Origin of the sequence: Pseudomonas fuscovaginae SE-1 (assembly GCF_000364705.1) — a bacterium.
Lineage (GTDB): Bacteria > Pseudomonadota > Gammaproteobacteria > Pseudomonadales > Pseudomonadaceae > Aquipseudomonas > Aquipseudomonas fuscovaginae_A.
Map to the genome: position 1 here is coordinate 48,364 of NZ_AQOH01000312.1, position 15,954 is coordinate 64,317.

Annotated in this window: 17 protein-coding genes; 8 read left to right on the forward strand and 9 right to left on the reverse strand. The window is 64.4% G+C overall.

The window, feature by feature from the left end; genetic code table 11:
- Together K675_RS0125065 and rpoE are read right to left on the reverse strand one after the other, a co-directional pair.
- Positions 1-591, reverse strand: coding sequence for a sigma-E factor negative regulatory protein (locus K675_RS0125065; protein ID WP_017906213.1), 591 nt, complete (start codon positions 589-591; stop codon positions 1-3).
- A gap of 31 nt (positions 592-622) precedes the next feature.
- A complete protein-coding gene (rpoE, locus tag K675_RS0125070) occupies positions 623-1,204 on the reverse strand; it encodes an RNA polymerase sigma factor RpoE (RefSeq protein WP_010452874.1) in 582 nt (193 codons plus the stop codon).
- A gap of 563 nt (positions 1,205-1,767) precedes the next feature.
- Here rpoE and nadB point away from each other — a divergent pair.
- On the forward strand, positions 1,768-3,384 hold the full coding sequence (gene nadB, locus K675_RS0125075) for an L-aspartate oxidase (protein ID WP_017906214.1): 1,617 nt from the start codon (positions 1,768-1,770) through the stop codon (positions 3,382-3,384).
- Here the strand turns inward: nadB and K675_RS0125080 are convergent.
- Positions 3,353-3,805: a protein YgfX gene (locus K675_RS0125080; RefSeq protein ID WP_017906215.1), complete on the reverse strand. Its 453-nt coding sequence runs from the start codon at positions 3,803-3,805 to the stop codon at positions 3,353-3,355. The genes nadB and K675_RS0125080 overlap by 32 nt on opposite strands.
- Entirely contained in the window at positions 3,789-4,043 is a 255-nt protein-coding gene (locus tag K675_RS0125085) for a succinate dehydrogenase assembly factor 2 (RefSeq protein WP_017906216.1), read from the reverse strand. The genes K675_RS0125080 and K675_RS0125085 overlap by 17 nt, the downstream gene beginning before the upstream one ends.
- 151 nt (positions 4,044-4,194) lie before the next feature.
- Here K675_RS0125085 and K675_RS0125090 point away from each other — a divergent pair, with 151 nt between their 5' ends.
- Complete coding sequence (locus tag K675_RS0125090) at positions 4,195-5,136, forward strand: YgfZ/GcvT domain-containing protein (RefSeq protein WP_017906217.1); 942 nt, start codon at positions 4,195-4,197, stop codon at positions 5,134-5,136.
- Positions 5,137-5,160: 24 nt separating this feature from the next.
- Positions 5,161-5,982 (forward strand): HDOD domain-containing protein, encoded by an 822-nt coding sequence (locus tag K675_RS0125095; RefSeq protein ID WP_017906218.1) that lies wholly within the window; start codon positions 5,161-5,163, stop codon positions 5,980-5,982.
- 28 nt (positions 5,983-6,010) lie between these two features.
- Here the strand turns inward: K675_RS0125095 and K675_RS0125100 are convergent, their stop codons facing one another.
- Both K675_RS0125100 and K675_RS0125105 read right to left on the reverse strand, forming a co-directional pair.
- Positions 6,011-7,396, reverse strand: a complete 1,386-nt coding sequence (locus tag K675_RS0125100; protein ID WP_017906219.1) for a sensor histidine kinase — start codon at positions 7,394-7,396, stop codon at positions 6,011-6,013.
- Positions 7,389-8,060 (reverse strand): response regulator, encoded by a 672-nt coding sequence (locus K675_RS0125105; protein ID WP_017906220.1) that lies wholly within the window; start codon positions 8,058-8,060, stop codon positions 7,389-7,391. Before K675_RS0125105 ends, K675_RS0125100 begins: the two co-directional genes overlap by 8 nt.
- Before the next feature lie 434 nt (positions 8,061-8,494).
- Between K675_RS0125105 and K675_RS0125110 the strand changes: the two genes are divergently transcribed.
- The 4 genes from K675_RS0125110 (at position 8,495) to K675_RS0125125 (ending at position 12,533) form a co-directional block, all read left to right on the forward strand.
- Positions 8,495-9,475, forward strand: a complete 981-nt coding sequence (locus tag K675_RS0125110; protein WP_017906221.1) for a Bug family tripartite tricarboxylate transporter substrate binding protein — start codon at positions 8,495-8,497, stop codon at positions 9,473-9,475.
- Positions 9,476-9,537: 62 nt separating this feature from the next.
- A complete protein-coding gene (locus tag K675_RS0125115) occupies positions 9,538-9,996 on the forward strand; it encodes a tripartite tricarboxylate transporter TctB family protein (RefSeq protein ID WP_017906222.1) in 459 nt (152 codons plus the stop codon).
- 1 nt (position 9,997) lies between these two features.
- A complete protein-coding gene (locus K675_RS0125120; RefSeq protein WP_017906223.1) occupies positions 9,998-11,512 on the forward strand; it encodes a tripartite tricarboxylate transporter permease in 1,515 nt (504 codons plus the stop codon).
- A complete protein-coding gene (locus K675_RS0125125; protein ID WP_017906224.1) occupies positions 11,505-12,533 on the forward strand; it encodes an AbrB family transcriptional regulator in 1,029 nt (342 codons plus the stop codon). The genes K675_RS0125120 and K675_RS0125125 overlap by 8 nt, the downstream gene beginning before the upstream one ends.
- Positions 12,534-12,552: 19 nt before the next feature.
- On the opposite strand, the gene ung is transcribed toward K675_RS0125125, so the two are convergent.
- Complete coding sequence (gene ung, locus K675_RS0125130; RefSeq protein ID WP_017906225.1) at positions 12,553-13,245, reverse strand: uracil-DNA glycosylase; 693 nt, start codon at positions 13,243-13,245, stop codon at positions 12,553-12,555.
- Positions 13,246-13,377: 132 nt separating this feature from the next.
- Between ung and K675_RS0125135 the strand changes: the two genes are divergently transcribed.
- The gene (locus K675_RS0125135; protein ID WP_017906226.1) at positions 13,378-14,490 is read left to right on the forward strand and encodes an enoyl-CoA hydratase/isomerase family protein; all 1,113 of its coding nucleotides are present in this window, start codon (positions 13,378-13,380) and stop codon (positions 14,488-14,490) included.
- A gap of 23 nt (positions 14,491-14,513) precedes the next feature.
- Here K675_RS0125135 and K675_RS32545 read toward each other — a convergent pair whose 3' ends face one another.
- Both K675_RS32545 and K675_RS0125140 read right to left on the reverse strand, forming a co-directional pair.
- On the reverse strand, positions 14,514-14,861 hold the full coding sequence (locus K675_RS32545) for a hypothetical protein (protein ID WP_080635399.1): 348 nt from the start codon (positions 14,859-14,861) through the stop codon (positions 14,514-14,516).
- 196 nt (positions 14,862-15,057) lie between these two features.
- A complete protein-coding gene (locus tag K675_RS0125140) occupies positions 15,058-15,894 on the reverse strand; it encodes a hypothetical protein (RefSeq protein WP_017906227.1) in 837 nt (278 codons plus the stop codon).
- Between the last annotated feature and the right edge of the window lie 60 nt (positions 15,895-15,954).

Genomic DNA, 15,954 nt, shown 5'->3' on the forward strand with positions numbered 1-15,954 from the left:
TTACTTGGCGGTTTCCAGGCTGGCTGCACGTGCGTAGGGCAGCGCACTCTCGGTACCTTTCAAGGCAGCTTGCTGTGCATGCTGGCGCAGGTAGCCTGGCAGACGCTGATCCCAACCGGCCTGGCCTTGTTGCAGCACACCGTTGGCCATCGGCCCGGTAGGCTCGGAGCCTTCAGTATAGCCGGCCAATACTGCCGGGCCCTTCGCCGTCGGCGCGGCCAGACCAGGCTGGTTGGATTGCTGGGCCAGTTGAGCGCCGGCAATCTCGTCCTGGTTATAGAACCGCACACCGGCCAGGACCGCCATGGTCACCGAAGCGGCCACCGCCAGGCGACCGAGGGTGCGCCATGGGCCACGGGTGTTCCTGGCTGGCACGTCCTCGCCAGCCAGCGCCGCCGATACAGCCGATGCGATGTCCAGGCGCGGGTCCAACAGATCCTTGTGCATCACTGCCCGGGCAACCTGGTAACGCGACCAGGTGGCACGGGTGTCGGCATCGTCGAGGGCATTGAGCACCCGACGCAATTCCAGTTCGTCCGCTTCGTTATCCATCACCGCGGACAGCGATTCCTGCAGGGCTTCACGACTCATGACGGTTCCTCTCTTGGCTGTCGCCGCTGTCTCAGGTTTCCTGCAACAACGGTTGCAGGGCTTTATCGATGGCCTCCCGAGCGCGGAAAATCCGGGAGCGCACGGTGCCCACCGGACATTGCATGACGGCTGCAATGTCCTCATAACTCAGACCGTCAAATTCACGTAAAGTTAACGCTGTACGCAAATCTTCCGGCAGTTGCTGGATGGTTCGATGGACGGTGCCTTCGATTTCATCCCGGAGCAACGCACGCTCCGGCGATTCGAGATCCTTGAGGCCATGGTCGCCATCGTAGAACTCGGCATCTTCGGAACTGACATCGCTGTCTGGAGGCCTGCGACCGCGGGACACCAGATAGTTTTTCGCCGTGTTGATGGCGATGCGGTACAGCCAGGTATAAAACGCACTGTCACCGCGGAAATTTCCCAGAGCACGGTAGGCCTTGATAAACGCTTCCTGTGCAACATCCTGGGCTTCATGGGTGTCGTGCACAAAGCGCACGATCAACCCGAGAATTTTGTGCTGGTATTTCAGCACTAGCAGATCAAAAGCCCGCCTGTCGCCGCGTTGCACGCGTTCGACCAGCTGCTGATCCTCTTCCTGGGTTAGCATGAATGCTCCTCATAGGACTTGAAGGAGGCTGCCATTGCTAATCGATCAGGCTTGCAAACATAGACTCGGACTGTCGGCAAAAGTTCTCCCCCTTCAAGCAAGTTTCCTGCGACCCTTCAAACGGGCCCACACGAAAAACGCAGTACGGCCCTGGCCGGCTGCGTGAATGATCTTGTCGTCGAATCCGCTGGCGCAGCCTTCTTCAGACTACGCAGACAACCGACGCTGTCCCCTTCTTTTTGCACCTGCCTATGGAGCCCGGGGCGTTTTAAAAGTTCCCGGACACACCCGCAAGTAATAGCATTGTGCCGTTCCCCTGGGCAAAGGCGGCATGAACCTTGTTATAGCCGAAAAATCATCGTGTTACCGTGCAAAACCATATGCACGATGGCCTGGAGTGGCGCACACTTCCCGCCCGCAGTAATTTCACAATGCCACGAAGGCCCGGCTATTGTGCCGATCCCCCCCAGCAGTTACCAGTGGGCCGTGTGGCAAGTTCCGAGCCCTGACTGGACCGGGCCCAACGCACCTTTCGCGCGGTGCTTTTTTTCGGATTGATTGAGATGAGCCAACATTTTCAACACGATGTGCTGGTGATTGGCAGCGGCGCCGCCGGCCTGAGCCTGGCGCTGACCCTGCCGGGCCATCTGCGCATTGCCGTGCTGAGCAAGGGCGACCTGGCCAACGGTTCGACCTTCTGGGCCCAGGGAGGGGTCGCGGCGGTACTGGACGATACCGACACGGTGCAGTCTCATGTCGAGGACACCCTCAACGCTGGCGGCGGTCTGTGCCATGAGGACGCGGTGCGTTTCACCGTCGAGCACAGCCGCGAGGCCATTCAATGGCTGATCGACCAGGGCGTGCCGTTCACCCGCGATGAAGAGGCCAATGTCGACGACGGCGGCTTCGAGTTCCACCTGACCCGCGAGGGCGGCCACAGCCACCGGCGTATCATCCACGCCGCCGATGCCACCGGCGCGGCGATCTTCCGAACCCTGTTGGAGCAGGCCCGGCAACGCCCGAACATCGAGCTGCTGGAACAGCGCGTAGCGGTCGACCTGATCACCGAGAAACGCCTGGGCCTGGACGGCGAGCGCTGCCTGGGCGCCTACGTGCTCGATCGCGGCACCGGCGAGGTCGATACCTACGGCGCACGCTTCACCGTCCTGGCCTCGGGCGGCGCGGCCAAGGTCTACCTCTATACCAGCAACCCCGACGGTGCCTGTGGCGACGGTATCGCCATGGCCTGGCGCTCGGGCTGCCGGGTGGCGAACCTGGAGTTCAACCAGTTCCACCCCACCTGCCTCTATCATCCGCAGGCCAAGAGCTTCCTGATCACCGAGGCCCTGCGCGGCGAAGGCGCACACCTGAAGCTGCCCAATGGCGAACGTTTCATGCCGCGCTTCGACCCGCGGGCGGAGCTGGCGCCACGGGATATCGTCGCCCGGGCCATCGACCACGAGATGAAGCGCCTGGGGATCGACTGCGTCTACCTGGACATCAGCCACAAGCCCGAAGCCTTCATCAAGACGCACTTTCCGACGGTGTACGAACGCTGCCTGGCGTTCTCCATCGACATCACCCGCCAGCCGATCCCGGTGGTGCCCGCGGCGCATTACACCTGCGGCGGCATCCTCGTCGACCAGCAGGGCCGCACCGACGTTCCCGGCCTGTATGCGATCGGCGAAACCAGCTTCACCGGCCTGCATGGCGCCAACCGCATGGCCAGCAACTCGCTGCTCGAATGTTTCGTGTATGCCCGCTCGGCCGCCGCCGACATCCTCCGGCAACTGCCGCAGGTCGCCCAGCCCATCGCCCTGCCGAGCTGGGATGCCAGCCAGGTGACCGACTCCGACGAGGACGTGATCATCGCCCACAACTGGGACGAGCTGCGGCGTTTCATGTGGGACTACGTGGGCATCGTGCGCACCAGCAAGCGCCTGCAACGGGCCCAGCACCGGGTACGCCTGCTGCTGGACGAGATCGACGAGTTCTACAGCAACTACAAGGTCAGTCGCGATCTGATCGAGTTGCGCAACCTGGCCCAAGTGGCCGAGCTGATGATCCGCTCGGCCATGGAGCGCAAGGAGAGCCGTGGCCTGCACTACACCCTCGACTATCCGGGCCAGTTGTCCGAGGCCCTGGACACTATCCTGGTGCCGCCCACCTACGCCGGCTGAACTTGAGCCGCACGCGCAGGCGCCGATGCTCGTCGTGCGCCAGCGCGTCGCGAGGCACGCTGAGCGAGCGCGGCAGCCAATGCCCTGGCTGGCGAAAGCGCAGCACCACCAGCCAGGGCAAGGCCAGGCTGTCGCGACATAACCGCACCGGCTGCCAGCCCCCGGCCCGACTCCACAACTGCCAGCCCCGCTCGTCCCGACGCAGTCCGGTAAAAGCCGCCGAATGGCTCAGCAGGATCTGTCGCGGCAGCACCCAGGCGGCGTGCATCAGGCAGGCGAAAGCCCCGGACAGGCTTGCCCAGAGCGGAATGACCAGCAGGAACCAGGACAACAGCGCGAGCCCCAGGGCCGCGAGATACGCCGCCAGCAACAGCCGTGAGGCCCGCCAGCGGCATTCGAAGCGATTACTTGGGCTGAACACGGTCCAGGATCATGCGCACCATGCGCTGCAGTTCCGGATCCGGCGACTCGGAACGTTCCATGAACCAGCCGAACATGTCCTGGTCCTCGCACTCGAGCAGATTGCGATAGCACTCGCGGTCGGCGTCATTGAGATGCGGGTACACCTCCTTGACGAACGGTACCAGCAGCACGTCCAGTTCCAGCATGCCGCGGCGGCTGTGCCAATAGAGGCGATTGAGTTCTACATCTTCGACCATGGAGCGCTCCTCGAATTTGGGCGCAAGTATACAGGCCTGATCGACGTCGCACAGTCGGCTTTGGTCGGCATTGCCCGGCGTTTTGCGAACTATCCATTTCCAGGGCGCCCCTCTATGATGTGTACCAGACCTTTTCATGCTGCGAAGACTCATGGCCGATTCCGCTTTTTTCTGCACCCTGTCCCACGAAGGCGTTCTCGCTGTCCGCGGCGCCGAAGCCGGCAAGTTCCTGCAAGGCCAGTTGACCTGCAACCTCAATTACCTCAGCGATACCCGCGCCAGCCTCGGCGCGCGCTGTACGCAAAAAGGCCGCATGCAATCGAGCTTCCGCATCCTGCTCGAAGGTGACGGCGTGTTGCTGGCCATGGCCAGCGAGCTGCTCGAGCCGCAACTGGCGGACCTGAAGAAATACGCGGTGTTCTCCAAGGCCAGGCTCACCGACGAAAGCACCGGCTGGGTCCGTTTCGGTCTCGGCGAAGCCGACGTCTGCCTGGCCGGCCTGGGCCTGCCACTGCCTGCCGACAGCGATAGCGTGGCAAGGGCCGACGGTCTGATCGCGGTGCGTGTATCGCCCGGGCGCAGTGAACTCTGGGTACCGGCCGAGCAGGCCGAAAACGTCCGGGCCCGATTGGCCAGCCAACTGGGCGAGGCCGATCTCAACAGTTGGCTGCTCGGCCAGGTGCGTGCAGGCATCGGCCAGGTCATGCCACAGACCCGCGAACTGTTCATCCCGCAGATGCTCAACCTGCAGGCCGTCGGCGGCGTCAGCTTCAAGAAGGGCTGCTACACCGGCCAGGAAATCGTCGCGCGCATGCAGTACCTGGGCAAGCTCAAGCGTCGCCTGTATCGCCTGGCGCTGAGCAGCGAACAACTGCCGCAACCAGGCAGCGAGCTGTTCTCGCCATCGCACAACAGTTCGATCGGTGAAGTGGTGATCGCGGCCAGGGCCGAGGGTGGCATCGAACTGCTGGCCGTCCTGCAGGCCGAAGCGGCCGAAGAAGGCACGGTCCACCTGGGCGACCTGCAAGGGCCGTTGCTGACCCTGCTGGACCTGCCTTATCAACTGGACCGCGACCGCGAAATCCAGCGTTAAATTGCACCGCTGTAGAGAGCACGAATGAACAGTCTGGCGGAAAAGGTCCTACAGGACTTGGTAGCGGCCATCGATAACGATGACCTGGTTCTGCCCACGCTGCCGGAGGTCGCCCTGAAGATTCGCGAGGCGGCCGAGGATCCGGAGATCAGCGTCAGTACCTTGAGCAAGGTGATCGGTGTCGACACCGCGCTGTCGGCGCGCCTGATCAAGGTGGTCAACAGCCCGTTGCTGCGCGCCAGCCATGAAGTGACCGACCTGTATACCGCCATCACCCGGCTGGGAGTGAACTACAGCAGCAACCTGGCGATCGGCCTGGTGATGGAACAGATCTTCCACGCCCGCTCGGAAGTGGTGGAACAGAAGATGCGTGAGGTCTGGCGCAAGAGCCTGGAGATTGCCGGGATCTGCTACGTACTGTGCCGCGACTTCACCCAGCTCAAGCCGGACCAGGCCGCTCTCGGCGGGCTGGTGCACCAGATCGGCGTATTGCCGATCCTGACCTACGCCGAGGATCACTACGAACTGCTGGCCGACCCGCTGAGCCTGGACCATGTGATCGACAGCATCCACCCGGTGCTGGGCGACAAGCTGCTGCGCGTCTGGGACTTCCCGGAGCGGCTGGTCAGATTGCCGAGCCAGTACCTGGATCTGGGCCGGGACAGCGCCATCATCGATTACCCGGACCTGGTGCAGATCGCCACGGTGTTCTGCCATCAGGGCACGACGCAGGCCTTTGCCCATGTCGACCCGACCAGCCTGCCGGCCTTCAGGAAACTGGGGCTGGCCCCGGACAATGTGGCCTGGGTCGAGCAGCTCAATGATGCGCGGATGATGCTCAACTAGAGAACGGCGATGCCTGGTTCGCCCCCGCCTAACCGGCGATGAAACTCACCCGCACCTTAAGCCCGCACTGTTCGCCATCATGCAGGCTGATCTGTGCCAGGTGCGCGCGACAGATCTCGCCGACGATCGCCAGGCCCAACCCCGAACCCACGCCCTGCTGGTTGCGCCGATAGAAGCGCTCGAACACCCGGTCACGCTCCTCCAGCGGAATACCCGGCCCATCGTCCTCCACTTCCAGCACCGCCGGCGCACCGACCCGCAGGATCACGTTGCCGCCAGCCGGGGTGTGGGCCAAGGCGTTGTCCACCAGGTTGCTCAACAGTTCATTGAGCAGGGTCGGCTCGCCACGCAGCCACACCGGTTCATCCGCCTCGAGCGCCAACGCCACGCCACGGGCATGGGCCAACGGTGCCATCGCCATGCCCAGTTCCCGGGCCAGTTGGCTCAAGTCGAGCAACTGCGCGCCCCCTTCGGCAATCGCCCGCGCTCCATTCTCCACCCGGGCCATCGACAGCAGCTGGTTGGCCAGATGGGTCAGGCGATCGGTGCCCTGGGCCGCCGTTTCCAGGGTACTGCGCCAGGTATTGGCATCCGAGGCCCGCAGTCCCAGTTCCAGGCGTGCCTTCAGTGCCGCCAGGGGGGTACGCAGTTCATGGGCGGCGTCGGCGATGAACTGTTCCTGGCGCTCGAACTGCCGGCGCAGGCGCTCGGTGAAATGGTTGAGAGCACGCACCAGCGGCCACAACTCGCGCTGCACCTCGACCAGCGGCAGAGGCCGCAGGTCATCCGACTGACGCTCCTCCACCGCCGTGCGCAAGCGCTCCAACGGGCGCAGCGCGGCACTCACGGCGAACCACACCAGCAGCAGCGCGCCCCCCGCCAGCATGCCCAGGCGCAACAATGTATCGGCCATCAGGCTGCGCGCCATGTTGACCCGCGCCTCATCGGTCTCGGCCACCCGGATCTCCGCCATGCCGTTCATGTTCGGCTCGCTGACCGCCTTGAGCAGGCTCACCACCCGCACCGGCTGGCCGCGATACTGCGCATCGTAGAAGCGTGCCAGGGCCGGGTAGTCATCGGTACGCGGCGTGCCGGGCGGGGGGGCTGGCAGGTTCTCGTAGCCGGAAATCAACTGCTGGTGAATGTCGTTGACCTGGTAGTAGATCCGCCCGGCGCTGTCGTAGGCGAAAGTGTCGAGGGCGACATAGGGCACATCGGCGCTGAGGGTGCCGTCGCGCTGCGAGAGGCCGGCGGCGATGGTGCGTGCCGAAGCCAGCAGTGTTCGGTCATAGGCGGTGTCGGCGGCCTCGCGGCCGTTCCAGTAGGCGCTCCAGCCACTGGCGAGCATCAGCACCACCAGCAACAGCGCGAGGTTCCACAGCAAGCGCCAACGCAGGCTGCCCGGCTTATGCATCGCGGGCTTCCAGCAGGTAGCCGAGGCCGCGAAAGGTCACGATGGCCACTGCGTGGCCATCGAGCTTCTTGCGCAGCCGATGCACATAGATCTCGATGGCATCGGCGCTGGCCTCCTCGTCCAGGCCGAACACCTGGGACGCCAGTTGCTCCTTGCTCATCACCCGCCCCGGGCGGGCGACCAGCGCCTCGAGCACCGCCTGTTCGCGGGAAGTCAGGGTCAACAACTGGTCACCGAGGGTGAAACGGCGGGTGTCGAGGTCGTAGACCAGTTCCCCGCAGCGCTGCTGCCGTTCGCCACCCAGCACGCTGCGGCGCAGCAGTGCCTTGACCCGTGCCTCCAGTTCCGTGAGTTCGAAGGGTTTGGCCAGGTAGTCATCGGCCCCCAGATTCAGGCCATGCACCCGATCCTTCACATCGCTGCGGGCGGTCAGCATCAAGACCGGCAGGTTCTTGCCCCGTGCACGCAACCGCGCCAGCACTTCGAAACCATCCATGCGCGGCAGACCCACATCGAGGATCGCCGCCGCATAGTCCTCGCTGCCCAGAGCCAGGTCCGCCGCCACCCCGTCGTGCAGTACATCCACGGTCAGCCCCGTACTCTTGAGCGCCTGGGCGACACTTTCGGCCAACTGCAGATGATCTTCGACCAAGAGTACACGCATGAATTTTCCACCTCTGACTGGGACGGCCAAACGCCCTTTCGAGCACGGAGTTTACCCAATAAACGTAGCGCCGCTAGCCGCCCGGGCCCATGTTTATCGGGGCCGGGCGGATGAAAGGTTGGTGAAAGGTTCGCTCGCTAGAGTCTCTCCACGGACAGTTCCGCCTATCGCTGCCAGCAGCGCCCGGCTGTCCGAAAATGGCAAGGCCACGAGAAACGCCACGATGCGTTTTCGTCAAGAACAAGAACAATAACGGAGTCCGACACGATGCTGCCTCTACAGCCTCAGGCATTTGCGCCTGCCCGTTTTTTTCGTTCCCTTCCTCCTGACCGACCTCCCGCACCACGCTGACGAATGCGCGCATCCGCCCGCACGCCACGCTATTGCCCCGTGGAAACCATACGCCCATAACAACAACTCCCCCGGAGAGAACAATGGACCTGTCGCTACGTAAACTCGCCCTCGCCGCCAGCCTCGCCCTGCTGGCCGGCCAGACCTTCGCCGCCGAACCCAAGCGTCCGGAATGCATTGCCCCGGCCTCCCCGGGCGGTGGCTTCGACCTGACCTGCAAGCTGGCGCAAAGCGCTCTGGTCAACGAGAAAATACTGACCAAGCCGATGCGCGTCACCTACATGCCCGGCGGTGTCGGCGCCGTGGCCTACAACGCCGTGGTGGCCCAGCGCCCGGCCGATGCCGGCACGCTGGTGGCCTGGTCCAGCGGCTCACTGTTGAACCTGGCCCAGGGCAAGTTCGGCCGCTTCGATGAAAGCGCCGTGCGCTGGCTGGCCGCCGTCGGCACCAGCTATGGCGCGATCGCGGTGAAAAGCGACTCGCCCTACAAGAGCCTCGACGACCTGGTCAAGGCCCTGAAGAAGGACCCCGGCAGCGTGGTGATCGGCTCCGGCGGCACCGTCGGCAGCCAGGACTGGATGCAGACCGCGCTGATCGCCAAGGCCGCCGGCATCAACCCGCGCGACCTGCGCTACGTGGCCCTCGAGGGCGGCGGTGAAATCGCCACGGCCCTGCTTGGCGGGCATATCCAGGTCGGCAGCACCGACATCTCCGACTCCATGCCGCATATCCTCAGCGGCGACATGCGCCTGCTCGCGGTGTTCTCCGAACAACGTCTGGACGAGCCGGAAATGAAGAACATCCCCACCGCCCGCGAACAGGGCTACGACATCGTCTGGCCAGTGGTGCGCGGTTTCTACCTGGGGCCGAAGGTCAGCGACGAAGACTACGCCTGGTGGAAATCCTCGTTCGACAAGCTGCTGACCTCAGAGGAGTTCGCCAAGCTGCGCGACCAGCGCGAACTTTTCCCCTTCGCCATGACCGGTCCGGAACTGGACAGCTACGTGAAGAAGCAGGTCGCCCAGTACAAGGTGCTGGCCAAGGAATTCGGCCTGATCCAGTGACCACCGTCCTCTAGTCGCAGCCACGCACCCCGTAATGCGGGGGCGTGGCCCAGGAGTCGCTCATGCTCTTGCAACGTCTCTTCGCCTTCGCGCTGCTGCTGGCCTGCGCCGGCCTGGCGCTGATGGCCTGGCCCTACCAGGCCGCCTTTTCCTACGAACCGGTGGGGCCACGCGCCTACCCGCTGCTGATGCTCGGCCTGATGGGTCTGGCTCTGCTTTACATGCTGTTTCGCCCGACCCCGCTCAAGCACAGCGAAGACGAGCCGCCACTGGATCGCGAAACCCTGACCAAGATCGCCATCTGCGTCGGCCTGCTGCTGGTGTTCGCCGGCACCTTCGAACCGCTGGGCTTCATCCTCAGCAGCATCCTCGTCGGCATTCCGATGGCACGCCTGTACGGCGGCCGCTGGCTGCCCAGCGCGGTGATCATCAGCCTGATGAGCATCGGCCTCTACCTGTTGTTCGACAAGGCCATGGATGTACCGCTGCCCCTCGGACTGCTCGACGTTCTGGAGAACTGACATGGATACTTTCAGCTACCTGGGCCAGGGCTTCGGCGTTGCGCTCACCCCCTACAACCTGGTCACCGCCCTCAGTGGCACCCTGATCGGTACCATCGTCGGCCTGCTGCCGGGCCTGGGCCCGATCAACGGCGTCGCCCTGCTGATCCCGATCGCCTTCGCCCTCGGCCTGCCGCCGGAGTCGGCGCTGATCCTGCTGGCGGCGGTCTACCTGGGCTGCGAGTACGGCGGCCGCATCAGCTCGATCCTGCTCAACATTCCCGGCGAGGCCTCCACCGTGATGACCACCCTCGACGGCTACCCGATGGCCCGCCAGGGCCTGGCGGGCGTTGCCCTGTCACTGTCGGCATGGAGCTCGTTCATCGGTGCCTTCATCGCCACCTGCGGCATGGTGCTGTTCGCCCCGCTGCTGGCGAAATGGGCGATCGCCTTCGGCCCGGCGGAGTACTTCGTACTGATGGTGTTCGCCATCGTCTGCCTCGGCGGCATGGCCGGCGATCGTCCGCTGAAGACCTTCATCGCGGCGCTGATCGGGCTGTTCCTGTCCAGCGTCGGCATCGATGCCAACAGCGGCGTGTACCGTTTCACCGGCGATAACGTCCACCTGACCGACGGCATCCAGTTCGTCGTACTGGTGCTGGGCCTGTTCTCCATCAGCGAGATCCTCCTGCTGCTGGAGAAAACCCACCACGGCCAGGAAGCCGTGAAAGCCACCGGACGGATGATGTTCAACCTCAAGGAAGCGGCCTCGGTGTTCGTGGTCAACCTCCGTTGCGGCCTGCTGGGCTTCATCATGGGCGTACTGCCCGGCGCCGGGGCGACCCTGGCCAGTGCCGTGTCCTACATGGCCGAGAAGCGCCTGGCCGGCAGCGGCGGCAAGTTCGGTCAGGGCGACAAGCGTGGCCTGGCCGCGCCGGAAACCGCCATCGGCGCCTCGGCCTGCGGCGCCCTGGTGCCGATGCTGACCCTCGGCGTACCCGGCTCGGGCACCACCGCGGTGATGATCGGCGCCTTGACGCTCTACAACATCACCCCCGGCCCGCTGCTGTTCGAACAGCAACCGGACATCGTCTGGGGCCTGATCGCCTCGCTGTTCATCGCCAACGTCATGCTGGTGATCCTCAACATCCCGATGATCCGCATCTTCACCCGCATCCTCGCGGTGCCGAACTGGGCACTGGTGCCGGTGATCGCGATCATTACCGCGATCGGCGTCTATGCGGTGCATGCCACCACCTTCGACCTGTTCCTGATGATCGGCATCGGCATCTTCGGCTACATCCTGCGCAAGCTCGATTTTCCGCTGTCGCCGGTACTGCTGGGCTTCATTCTCGGCGGGCTGATGGAGTCGAACCTGCGCCGGGCGCTGTCGATCTCCAACGGCGCGCTGGACATTCTCTGGGCCAGCCCGATCAGCATCGGCGTGTGGGTGCTGACCGTGATCATGCTGACAATGCCGCTGCTGCGCATCTGGCGCAAGCGTTCCACTCAACGCCGTGACCTGGCCAATGCCTGATCGAGCTTTTCGTCACTGGTGGGGAACACCGCTGGTCGGCCTGGCTGGCGGCTACCTCGCCAGCCAGGTGGGCTGGCCGCTGCCATGGATGGTCGGCTCGCTGCTGGCGATCATCCTGGTCCGCTGCCTCACGCCCTGGCAGCTCGCGGAAATTCCCGGTGGGCGCAAGACCGGCCAGTGGGTGGTCGGTATCGGTATCGGCCTGCACTTCACCCCTCTGGTGATGGAGCAGGTGCTGTCGCATTTCGGCCTGATCCTGTTCGGCGCGCTGGTCACCAGCGTGTCCAGCGTGCTCGGCGTGTGGCTGCTACGACGCACCGGTGAAGACCGCGCCACGGCGTTCTTCTCGAGCATGCCGGGTGGTTCCGGAGAGATGGTCAACCTCGGCGCGCGCAACGGCGCGGTACTCAGCCGGGTCGCCGCCGGCCAGAGTCTGCGGGTGCTGGTGGTGGTGCTGTGCGTACCGGCAGCCTTCAAGTACCTGCTGGGCGACGGCGTGCCGATTCACGGCTCCGCGATCGTCGACTGGCGCTGGCTGGCCGTGCTGTTCCCTCTCGGCGCCCTGCTCGCCTGGCTCTGGCAACGGCTGCGTCAACCCAACCCGTGGTTGTTCGGCCCCTTGCTGGTGAGCGCGACGGTGAGTGTCGCCTGGAACCTGCAGCTCGGCATGCCCGACGGCGCCAGCCAGATCGGCCAATGGCTGATCGGCAGCGGCCTGGGCTGTCATTTCAACCGCGAGTTCTTCCGCCGGGCACCGTCGTTCATGGGCCGCACCCTGATCGGCACAGCCTTGACGATGCTGGTCGCCAGCCTGTCGGCCTGGGCCCTGAGCGCGCTGAGCCAGCTCGACCTGCGCTCGCTGACCCTGGGCATGATGCCCGGCGGCATCGCGGAAATGAGCTTGACCGCCGAGACCCTGCAACTGTCGGTACCGCTGGTGACCGCCATGCAGGTGATGCGTCTGCTGTTCGTGCTGTTCCTGGCCGAACCGTTGTTCCGTCGCTGGAACAGACAGGCCTGAAGTCGCCACGCCGCTCAGGTTACAACGGTGGCAGGGCCCATTGGATCGGCGCCAGGCCGTTCTGTTCGAGGAACTTGTTGGTGCGGCTGAAATGCCCGCAACCGAGGAAACCACGATAGGCCGACAGCGGCGACGGGTGCACCGACTTCAGTACCAGGTGCTTGGTCGAGTCGATCAGCTTCTGCTTGCTCTGGGCATGGGCCCCCCACAGCAGGAACACCAGCTTGTCCTGGCGCTCGCTGACCACCTCGATGATCCGATCGGTGAAGAACTGCCAGCCGCGGTTGGCATGGGACGCGGCGTTGCCACGTTCCACGGTCATGGTGGTGTTGAGCAGCAACACCCCCTGCTCGGCCCAGCTTTGCAGGTAGCCGTGGTTGGGAATGTCGATATTCAGGTCGCGCTGCAGCTCCTTGTAGATGTTCACCAGCGACGGTGGCGTCGGCACGCCCGGCTGCACCGAGAAGCACAGGCCATGGGCCTGGCCCGGGCCGTGATAGGGATCCTGACCGAGGATGACCACCTTGACCTGGTCCAGCGGCGTGGTGTTCAGCGCGTTGAAGATCAGCGGGCCTGGCGGGTAGATCTGCTTGCCGGCGGCATGCTCCTGGCGCAGGAACTCGCGCAACTCGGCCATGTAGGGCTTGTCGAATTCGTCCCGTAGCGCCTGCTTCCAGCTGGGTTCGAGTTTGATACGGTCGTCGTCGGTCATGGCGGGGTCCGGAAATCACAATGGGGCGGACACTAGGGATGCCTACCACGCTTGTCAATTGATCCGACGCATTACCGGCAGTTTCCCACACAAGGATCATACTGAGGATTCAACCCGCAGTCAGAGGTCGCGATGAACCTGCTTTTCGAAGAACTCATCGGCAGCGATGGCGCCCGGATCGGCATCGCCAGCCTGAATGCCGAACACACCCTCAACGCCCTGTCCCTGCCGATGATCAACGCCCTGCATGAACGGCTCGATGCCTGGGCCAGGGATCCGCATATGGCCTGCGTACTGTTGCGCGGCAATGGCGCCAAGGCCTTCTGCGCCGGCGGCGAAGTGCGCAGCCTGGCCGAAGCCTGCCGGGCCAGGCCCGGGGAAGTACCGACGCTGGCCGCGGACTTTTTCGCGGCGGAATATCGCCTCGATCATGCGCTGCACACCTACCCCAAGCCGTTGATCTGCTGGGGCCACGGTTATGTACTGGGCGGCGGGATGGGCTTGTTGCAGGGCGCCAGCATCCGCATCGTCACCCCCGGCAGCCAGTTGGCGATGCCGGAAATCGGCATTGGTCTGTATCCGGATGTCGGCGGCAGTTGGTTCCTGTCCCGGCTGCCCGGCAGGCTGGGGCTGTTCCTCGGCCTGACCGGTGCCCGGATGAACGCCCGCGACGCACTTGACCTCGGGCTGGCCGATCGCATCCTGCGCGACGACCAGCAGGACCAACTGATCGATGGGCTGCTGCAGCTCAACTGGCAGGAACACGCGGCACTGCAGCTCAACAGCCTGCTCAGGGCCCTGGAACATCAGGCACGCGAGCAGCGTCCGGCGGCGCAGTGGCTGCCGCGTCGGGAACGGATTGACGCCCTGCTGGACGTCGCCGACGTCGGCTGCGCCTGGAAAACACTGGTCCAACACGCCGAGGACGCCGACAGCCTGCTGGCCCAGGCGGCGCGGAACCTCAGGGACGGCTGCCCGCTGACCGCACATCTGGTCTGGGAACAGATTGCCCGGGCCCGTCACCGGTCACTGGCCGAGGTGTTTCAGATGGAATACACGATGAGCCTGAACTGCTGCCGCCACCCGGAATTCAGCGAAGGCGTGCGCGCCAGGCTGATCGACAAGGACCAGCAGCCGCGCTGGCACTGGCCGGAGGTGACAGCCGTCCCGAGAGCGGTGGTCGAGGCGCATTTCCACAAGGCCTGGGAAGGACGGCATCCATTGGCGGACTTGTCGGGTTACTGAACCGATAACGCCCAACCGTCAGCCTAGCGCCCCCGTCCGCCATGACCACGTCCGCCGTGATCGTGATCGCCACGCCCACCGCCATGGTCGCCCCAGCCCTGGTAAGGGTAGCCCCAGCCGCGGTTCGGATAAGGCCGCGGCGACGGGACGTAGTAACGCGGTGCCGAGTAGTAGCGTGGCTGTGGCGCGTAATAGCGAGGTTGCGGGGCATAGTAGTAGTCCCGACGGTAGTAGGAACCGCCATCGTAGTAGACCGGCGCGGGTGACGTATAAACATCGGAACGGTAGTAGCTCGCGCCGTCCTCGTAGTAAGGCACACACGCAGAGAGGGTCAAAGCCAGGCTTGCCGTGAGAAGAAGTCGAAGATGCATGGCGGCCTCCCGGACCGCGAAGAAGCCGTGCCAGCGACGCTGGTCGGCATACGCCGACAGGAACGTCGACGCATGCCTATAAGACCGTAAAACCCTGCTGAAGTGCCGTTTGGCAATATTTGGAAACACGCTTCCAGGAGCGATGGCAACGACTCCAGCAGCCGCTACACAGACAACACCCTCCTGGACTGCCCCCTCATGGACGCGCGTTGATCTGCTGTTGCAGATTCTGGATCTGGCTCTGCAGCGTATTGATGTTGCGCGTGACCTGGCCACGGAAGGCATCGAACTCCGCCGTGCTCGCGCCCTGGCCAGCCGCCTGGCGATTGTCCTGCTCGCTCTTGAGCACGATCATGTCCTGCTCCAGGCGCTCCAGCGCCGCACTCGGATTGCCCTGCTTCTTCAGCGCGGCGATATCCGCCGCATGGCTCTTGAGTTCGGCATCGACCTTGCCGTTATCCGACTGGGCCGCCTTCAGCGCCGCCAGGTCGGTCGCCATGCTCTTGAGCTGAGCCTGCAATTGAGCGTTGGCCGCCTGCAGATCCGCGGTCTGTGCGTTCATTTTCTGCAGACGCTGATCCAGTCCGGTCTGCTGGCCGGCAACACCCTGCTGCTGGCGATCCTGCTCCTGCAATTTGCCCTCGAGCTGCCGGACCTGCAGCTTCAATGCCTCGGTATCGCTGTTGGCACTCGACTCGCTGGAAGCCACCTTGCCGGAGATCGCCTGCAGGCGCCCCGCCGCTTCCTCGCTGATCCGCGCAAAGCTCTCCTGGGTGGCCACCAGTTGCTGCTCCATCAGCGAAATCTGCTGGAAGCTCCACCAGGCCAGCCCGGCGAAGGCGAAGAACAGCGCGCCCACCAGCGCCCACAACGGGCCGGTGCTCGCCGCCTTGACCTTGACCACCGGCGTGCTGCGCGAAGCCACCCGGGTACGCTCACGGGCGGCGGGGGTGCTCGGAAAATCGTCGTCATCCTCCACATCGGCCCGAAGGCTCGGTACATCGTCGAAATCGTCGTTGGCATCGTTACGCATGAAAGAACCTTTCCGAACCAGGTTGATGGCGAAATGCCCGAGTATAAACCCGTTGCCCGC

What these genes read in the sequence shown, in the direction of transcription:
- K675_RS0125065 (WP_017906213.1), bottom strand. Translation starts at nt 591, where the DNA reads ATGAGTCGTGAAGCCCTGCAGGAATCGCTGTCCGCGGTGATGGATAAC.
- rpoE (WP_010452874.1), bottom strand. Translation starts at nt 1,204, where the DNA reads ATGCTAACCCAGGAAGAGGATCAGCAGCTGGTCGAACGCGTGCAACGC.
- nadB (WP_017906214.1), top strand. Translation starts at nt 1,768, where the DNA reads ATGAGCCAACATTTTCAACACGATGTGCTGGTGATTGGCAGCGGCGCC.
- K675_RS0125085 (WP_017906216.1), bottom strand. Translation starts at nt 4,043, where the DNA reads ATGGTCGAAGATGTAGAACTCAATCGCCTCTATTGGCACAGCCGCCGC.
- K675_RS0125090 (WP_017906217.1), top strand. Translation starts at nt 4,195, where the DNA reads ATGGCCGATTCCGCTTTTTTCTGCACCCTGTCCCACGAAGGCGTTCTC.
- K675_RS0125095 (WP_017906218.1), top strand. Translation starts at nt 5,161, where the DNA reads ATGAACAGTCTGGCGGAAAAGGTCCTACAGGACTTGGTAGCGGCCATC.
- K675_RS0125100 (WP_017906219.1), bottom strand. Translation starts at nt 7,396, where the DNA reads ATGCATAAGCCGGGCAGCCTGCGTTGGCGCTTGCTGTGGAACCTCGCG.
- K675_RS0125105 (WP_017906220.1), bottom strand. Translation starts at nt 8,060, where the DNA reads ATGCGTGTACTCTTGGTCGAAGATCATCTGCAGTTGGCCGAAAGTGTC.
- K675_RS0125110 (WP_017906221.1), top strand. Translation starts at nt 8,495, where the DNA reads ATGGACCTGTCGCTACGTAAACTCGCCCTCGCCGCCAGCCTCGCCCTG.
- K675_RS0125115 (WP_017906222.1), top strand. Translation starts at nt 9,538, where the DNA reads ATGCTCTTGCAACGTCTCTTCGCCTTCGCGCTGCTGCTGGCCTGCGCC.
- K675_RS0125120 (WP_017906223.1), top strand. Translation starts at nt 9,998, where the DNA reads ATGGATACTTTCAGCTACCTGGGCCAGGGCTTCGGCGTTGCGCTCACC.
- K675_RS0125125 (WP_017906224.1), top strand. Translation starts at nt 11,505, where the DNA reads ATGCCTGATCGAGCTTTTCGTCACTGGTGGGGAACACCGCTGGTCGGC.
- ung (WP_017906225.1), bottom strand. Translation starts at nt 13,245, where the DNA reads ATGACCGACGACGACCGTATCAAACTCGAACCCAGCTGGAAGCAGGCG.
- K675_RS0125135 (WP_017906226.1), top strand. Translation starts at nt 13,378, where the DNA reads ATGAACCTGCTTTTCGAAGAACTCATCGGCAGCGATGGCGCCCGGATC.
- K675_RS32545 (WP_080635399.1), bottom strand. Translation starts at nt 14,861, where the DNA reads ATGCATCTTCGACTTCTTCTCACGGCAAGCCTGGCTTTGACCCTCTCT.
- K675_RS0125140 (WP_017906227.1), bottom strand. Translation starts at nt 15,894, where the DNA reads ATGCGTAACGATGCCAACGACGATTTCGACGATGTACCGAGCCTTCGG.